The 5,019-nt window shown below is 61.7% G+C and carries 3 protein-coding genes and 2 pseudogenes; 3 read left to right on the forward strand and 2 right to left on the reverse strand.

Features of this window, described 5'->3' with window-relative positions; translation table 11 throughout:
- Both ACMO6A_RS06990 and bfr read right to left on the reverse strand, forming a co-directional pair.
- A pseudogene (locus ACMO6A_RS06990) lies at positions 1-211 on the reverse strand (hypothetical protein); the annotation flags it as partial.
- Positions 212-385: 174 nt separating this feature from the next.
- Entirely contained in the window at positions 386-850 is a 465-nt protein-coding gene (gene bfr / locus ACMO6A_RS06995; protein ID WP_009304894.1) for a bacterioferritin, read from the reverse strand.
- A gap of 237 nt (positions 851-1,087) precedes the next feature.
- Here bfr and ACMO6A_RS07000 point away from each other — a divergent pair, with 237 nt between their 5' ends.
- The 3 genes and pseudogenes from ACMO6A_RS07000 to ACMO6A_RS07010 all read left to right on the forward strand — a co-directional run.
- Positions 1,088-1,888: a YebC/PmpR family DNA-binding transcriptional regulator gene (locus tag ACMO6A_RS07000; protein ID WP_009304893.1), complete on the forward strand. Its 801-nt coding sequence runs from the start codon at positions 1,088-1,090 to the stop codon at positions 1,886-1,888.
- Positions 1,889-2,280: 392 nt separating this feature from the next.
- Positions 2,281-4,200, forward strand: a complete 1,920-nt coding sequence (locus tag ACMO6A_RS07005) for a YidC/Oxa1 family membrane protein insertase (protein ID WP_114513188.1) — start codon at positions 2,281-2,283, stop codon at positions 4,198-4,200.
- A pseudogene (locus ACMO6A_RS07010) lies at positions 4,190-5,019 on the forward strand (arylsulfatase); the annotation flags it as partial. The gene ACMO6A_RS07005 and the pseudogene ACMO6A_RS07010, both read left to right, overlap by 11 nt.

A 5,019-nucleotide genomic window follows, 5' to 3' on the forward strand; every position in this document is an offset into this window, starting at 1 on the left:
CGCGTTCCCCGATAGCCTGCTGGCCATCGCCCGCGCCGGCGCCGGCGCGGGCGATGGCCAGCAGGCTATCGGGGAACGCGGTGTCGTGCAGCGCGGCGCTGCGCACCAGAACGCCCTCGGCCTGGTCGAGGGCGTCGATGAGCTCGTAGTCGTCGGTGAAGAGATCGGTGCCGTACGCCGAGATGTTGTTGAGGCAGTGGATGTTGCGCATGAGGTCTCCTTCGAGGATGGCGGGCGGCTCCGTTGAAGCGCGGCTCGTCGCCGTTGCTTGCTGCATCCTCCTATAGTGCTCAGGCCGCAACCCGTTGTCAACCACCGTTCAGCCGGTGCGCGCTTTATCTCGGTAAAGTGCGAACCCGCTTCGTCCTCGCGTCGCCGTTCGGTGCTAGTTCTGCGTGGAAAGGAAGGTGGGCAGCGTCATCTGCTCGATCTGATCCTGCAGCTCTTCCAGCTCGTCGAGGTGCGTGTCCTCGTCGCGAAGGATGGCTTCGAGGATGTCGCGCGTGGCATAGTCCAGCACCTGGCCGGCCAGCACGATGGCCTCGTTGTACTGCCTGATCGCATCGAGCTCCAAGGCGTGGTCGTTGTTCACCTGCTGGGGGATCTCCGCGCCGATGTGCATGTCGTTGAGGTGGGATACGATGGGCGTGCCCTCCAGGAACAGGATGCGCTCGATGAGGCGCTCGGCATGCTTCATCTCGGTGATCGAGCGCTTCTTGAAATTCTCGCTCAGGCGGGTGTAGCCCCAGTCCTCGGCCATCTCGGCATGTACCATGTACTGGTTGATGGAGGTCAGCTCGCTGGCAAGCAGACCGTTCAGCGCGTCGACAAGTTCTTGGTTTCCCTTCATGGCAGTGCTCCTTCCATACGCACGATGATAGGGAGGATCCGCCCTTTGTAAGATCCTCGACCTCAGCATTGTACGGACAAGGGACCGGCTTGTTCGCTTGCTTACCGACTCGCATCCGTCCCGTGTTCTTCTCGAAACCTGTCGTTCTGGTTTTTGAAGACCGTGCGAAGGGTTATCGGGGATTTGACAGGTGTGCTAGAATAATCGGCTGGTATTGCTATGTTGGAAGGGACGTATATGTCTGGGCATTCAAAGTGGGCTACAACGAAACATCGCAAGGCGGCGCAGGATGCGAAGCGCTCGGCCTTGTTCTCCAAGCTGTCGCGCAACATCACGGTGGCTGCGAAAGAAGGCGGCGACCCGAATCCCGACAACAACGCATCGCTTGCGGCCGCCATCGAAAAGGCCAAGGGCTACTCCCTGCCGAAAGATAAGATCAAAGTCGCCATCGACAAGGCGTTCGGCTCCGGCAAGGACTCCGCTAACTACGAGACCGTCGTGTACGAGGGCTACGGTCCGGCCGGCGTCGCCGTGCTGTGCGAGGCTCTGACCGACAACCGCAACCGCACCGCCGCCGACGTGCGCGCGGCCTTCAGCCATGCGGGCGGCAACCTGGGCACGTCCGGCTCCGTTGCGTTCCAGTTCGAGCGCAAAGGCCAGATCATGGTTCCCAAAGAGGTCGAGACCGGCGACAAGAAGAACCCCGTGAAGCCGAACGGCGCCGCCGCCGACGAGGAAGAGTTCATGCTCGCTGTGGCCGAGGCCGGCGGCGACGATTACGAGGACGCCGAGGACGAGTGGATCGTCTACACGTCGCCCACCGATCTCATGGCCGTGAAGAAGGCGCTCGAGGAAGCCGACGTCGTCACGAAGGGCGCCGAAATGACCATGGTGCCCACTACGCCCGCGACGGTGAGCGTGTCCGATGCGAAGAAGGTCATGCGCCTTGTCGACCGCCTCGAAGAGCTGGAAGACCTCCAGAACGTCTACCACGTCATGGATATCACTGACGAGATTGCAGAAGCTCTGGACGAATAGGCTCTCTCGAAACCAAGCGAACGCGAAGCCGCCGCAAGCACGAAGCTTGCGGCGGCTTTCTCATGCGGGGTTGGACGAAGGGCGTAAGCGCCGGAGCGTCCGGTATCGCCGACGCCTTGTCGCTCGAAAGCCGCGTTTTCGGCCTCGATTCCGCGGCTTTCGAGCGACAACGGCGCGGCATGCGACCGTGGGCTCCGAGTCTCGCCTGCCCAGCCTGCGGTCTCCCGTTCTTCGCTGCCGCCGTTGTGTATAATAGCTGGTTGCTTGCTTGATTATCAATTGCCGCGCTTTTCGCGCGAAGGGGATTCAGGATTACGGATATGCTAGAAGCACTCGCTCGTCTTTTCTCGTACATCGTTCAGCCTTGCTACGATCTGACAGGAAGCTGGTGGATGGCTATTTTGCTGTTCACCGTGATCATCAAGATCGTTCTCATGCCGCTGTCGCTTTGGTGCCAGTGGAACAGCATCGTCATGGTCAAGATCATGCCGGAGCTCAACCGCATCAAAGTGAAGTACTTCGGCGACGCCGAAACCATCGGCGAGAAGCAGACCTTGCTGAACAAGAAGCACCACTATCATCCTCTGCTGTCGCTCATTCCGTTGGCGGCGCAGATTCTCGTGCTGTTCGGGCTGGTGGAAGTGATTCACGGCATCACCGACCACGGCGCTCCGGGAACCGAGTTCTTGGGCATGGTGCCGATTGAAGACGGAGGGCTTTCTTGGATCATGCCGCTTCTGGCCGGTTTGTCCGCGGTGGTGATGGGCTTCGCGCAGAACAGGATCAACCCGCTGCAGCGCGAGCAGTCGAAGATGGAGAAGAACACCACCAACGGGCTGTCCATCGTGTTGTCCCTCGTCCTGGGCGTGTACGTGGCCGCCGGCATGGCCTTCTACTGGATATGCTCGAACCTGATGGCCATCGTTGTACAGGCCCTGTGCAACCTGATCATGCGGCCAGCGAAGTATATCGACTATGCCGAACTCGCTGCAAGTCGTGTGGAGCTGGACGAGCTCAACGCTTTCACGGCGCGTAAAACGCCTTGGTACAAGCGCGATCCGCTGGCGAAGCGCGAGAAGGAGGACTACAGGCGCTTCATGAGCGTGGTCGGCAAGCATATCGTGTTCTACTCCGAGCGCAGCGGCTTCTACAAGTACTTTCAGGGCGCCGTCGAATGGCTGCTGGCGAACTCCGATGCGTGCGTTCACTACGTTACCAGCGATCCCAACGACCAGGTGTTCAAGCTGCATGAGGCAAATCCCCGCCTCATGCCGTACTACATCGGCGACAAGCGCCTGATCACGCTCATGATGAAACTCGATTGCGACGTTGCCGTGATGACGCTGGACGATCTGGAGAATTTCTACATCAAGCGTTCGTATATTCGCAAAGACATCGAGTACGTGTACGCGTTCCATCATATGACGTCCACGCACTTGGTGTGCACGAAGGAGGCTTTCGACCACTACGACACCGTTCTGTGCGTGGGCCCGCATCAGAAGGCGGAGCTCGAACGGGCCGGGGAGATGCGGGATATCCCTCGTCGCAATCTCGTGGAATGCGGCTACGACCTGCTCGATCGGCAGATCGCGGCCTACGAGTCGCGCAAGGCCGCGAAAGCTGCCGAGGGCGCCGGGTCGCGTCGTCCCGTCGTGCTCGTCGCTCCGTCGTGGCAGGAGGACTGCCTGCTCGACCTGTGCGCCGACGAGGTGCTCGAGCCCTTGCTGGGACGCGGGTTCAGCGTGATCGTGCGTCCGCATCCCGAGTACACCAAGCGCTATCACGCCCGGTGGGAGTCGCTGCAGCAGCGCTACGCGTCGTGGTCGCGCGACGACATCTACTTCGAGCAGGACTTCAGCACGTCCGATTCGGTCTACGATGCCGACGTGCTGGTCACCGACTGGTCCTCCATCGCCTGCGAGTTCTCCTTCACCACGATGAAGCCGTGCGTGTTCGTGGACACGCCCATGAAGGTGACCAACCCCGATTGGGAAGAGCTGGGCATCGAGCCCGCCGATCTGGCCATCCGCAATCAAATCGGCGCGTCGCTGGCCATGGAGGAGCTGCCGCGGTTGGGCGATGTCGTGGAGGACATGGTTGCCCGCCCCGAAGCCTGGCGGAACCGTATCGAGGAGGTGCGTTCGCGCATGATCTACCATAAGGGTCGCGGGGGCGAGATCGCCGGCGCATATCTGCTTGACCGCATGCTGGCGAAGCAGGGCGACCGGGCCGTCGAGGCGTCCGGAGCATCCCGGCTGGATAGGGCTGGCGTAGCCGGCTGGATCGACGAGGAGGTGCGTCATGCGGGATAGCAGCCTGCCGCGCTTCGCTGCGCGCATCGGCCTTGTGGCGTCCGACGTCGCGTTCCCCCTTGTCATCGCTCTGGTTTTGACGCTGGGTTTCGCCTCGCCGGCCTACGCCTACGTCGACCCTTCGGTCATGACCTACACCATACAGGCGCTGGCGGGCGTCGCGGTGGCGCTTTCGGCTGTGCTCGGCGTCGTTTGGCGCCGCATGCGCAGACATCTTCTGCATATTCTGCGCATCGACGAGAACGAGGGAAAACAGGTTGAAGGCGCGGTACACGCGCTCGATCCGCTTGCGTTCGATTACCGAGACCGCCTCGATAGGGCGGAATCGGAAGCGCGCAGGATGAAGGCCAAGCAAGCGTCGAACAAGCCTGAGACGCTGTGCTGGCGTGCGCGCTTCCTGTTCTCGCTGGTGGCTTCGCTGATGCTGGTCTACACTTTCGCAGTGGTGGCTCCGCTGGAAATCGTCGCCAGCAGCGTTAACAGCCTGCTTTTCACGGTGACGGACGTCTGGGTTCCCTTCGCCGTCGTCGGGCTCGCGGGCACTGTCGTGCTAGCCTTAGCGTTGTCGCTGTTGCGGGGAAGGGCGTTCAACGTGTGCTTCGCGGTTGTGGCGGCCGTGGGCGTGGCCGGCTTTGTGCAGGCCCTGTTCCTGAACGGATCGCTTCCCGCAGCCGACGGCACGCAGGTGGTTTGGGACGACTACACCACGGCCACCGTGGTGAGCGCCGTCGTGTGGATCGTCCTCATCGGGTCGGCGGTGTTCCTGTCGCTGAGGAAGTCGCTGGCGTTCAAGGGCACGGCCGCCGCGCTGTGCCTGGT

This window comes from Eggerthella sp., from assembly GCF_048329335.1.
Lineage (GTDB): Bacteria > Actinomycetota > Coriobacteriia > Coriobacteriales > Eggerthellaceae > Eggerthella > Eggerthella lenta.

Bases quoted from the DNA above. Each gene is read 5' to 3' on its own strand.
- bfr (WP_009304894.1), bottom strand. From the start codon at position 850: ATGAAGGGAAACCAAGAACTTGTCGACGCGCTGAACGGTCTGCTTGCC.
- ACMO6A_RS07000 (WP_009304893.1), top strand. From the start codon at position 1,088: ATGTCTGGGCATTCAAAGTGGGCTACAACGAAACATCGCAAGGCGGCG.
- ACMO6A_RS07005 (WP_114513188.1), top strand. From the start codon at position 2,281: ATGGCTATTTTGCTGTTCACCGTGATCATCAAGATCGTTCTCATGCCG.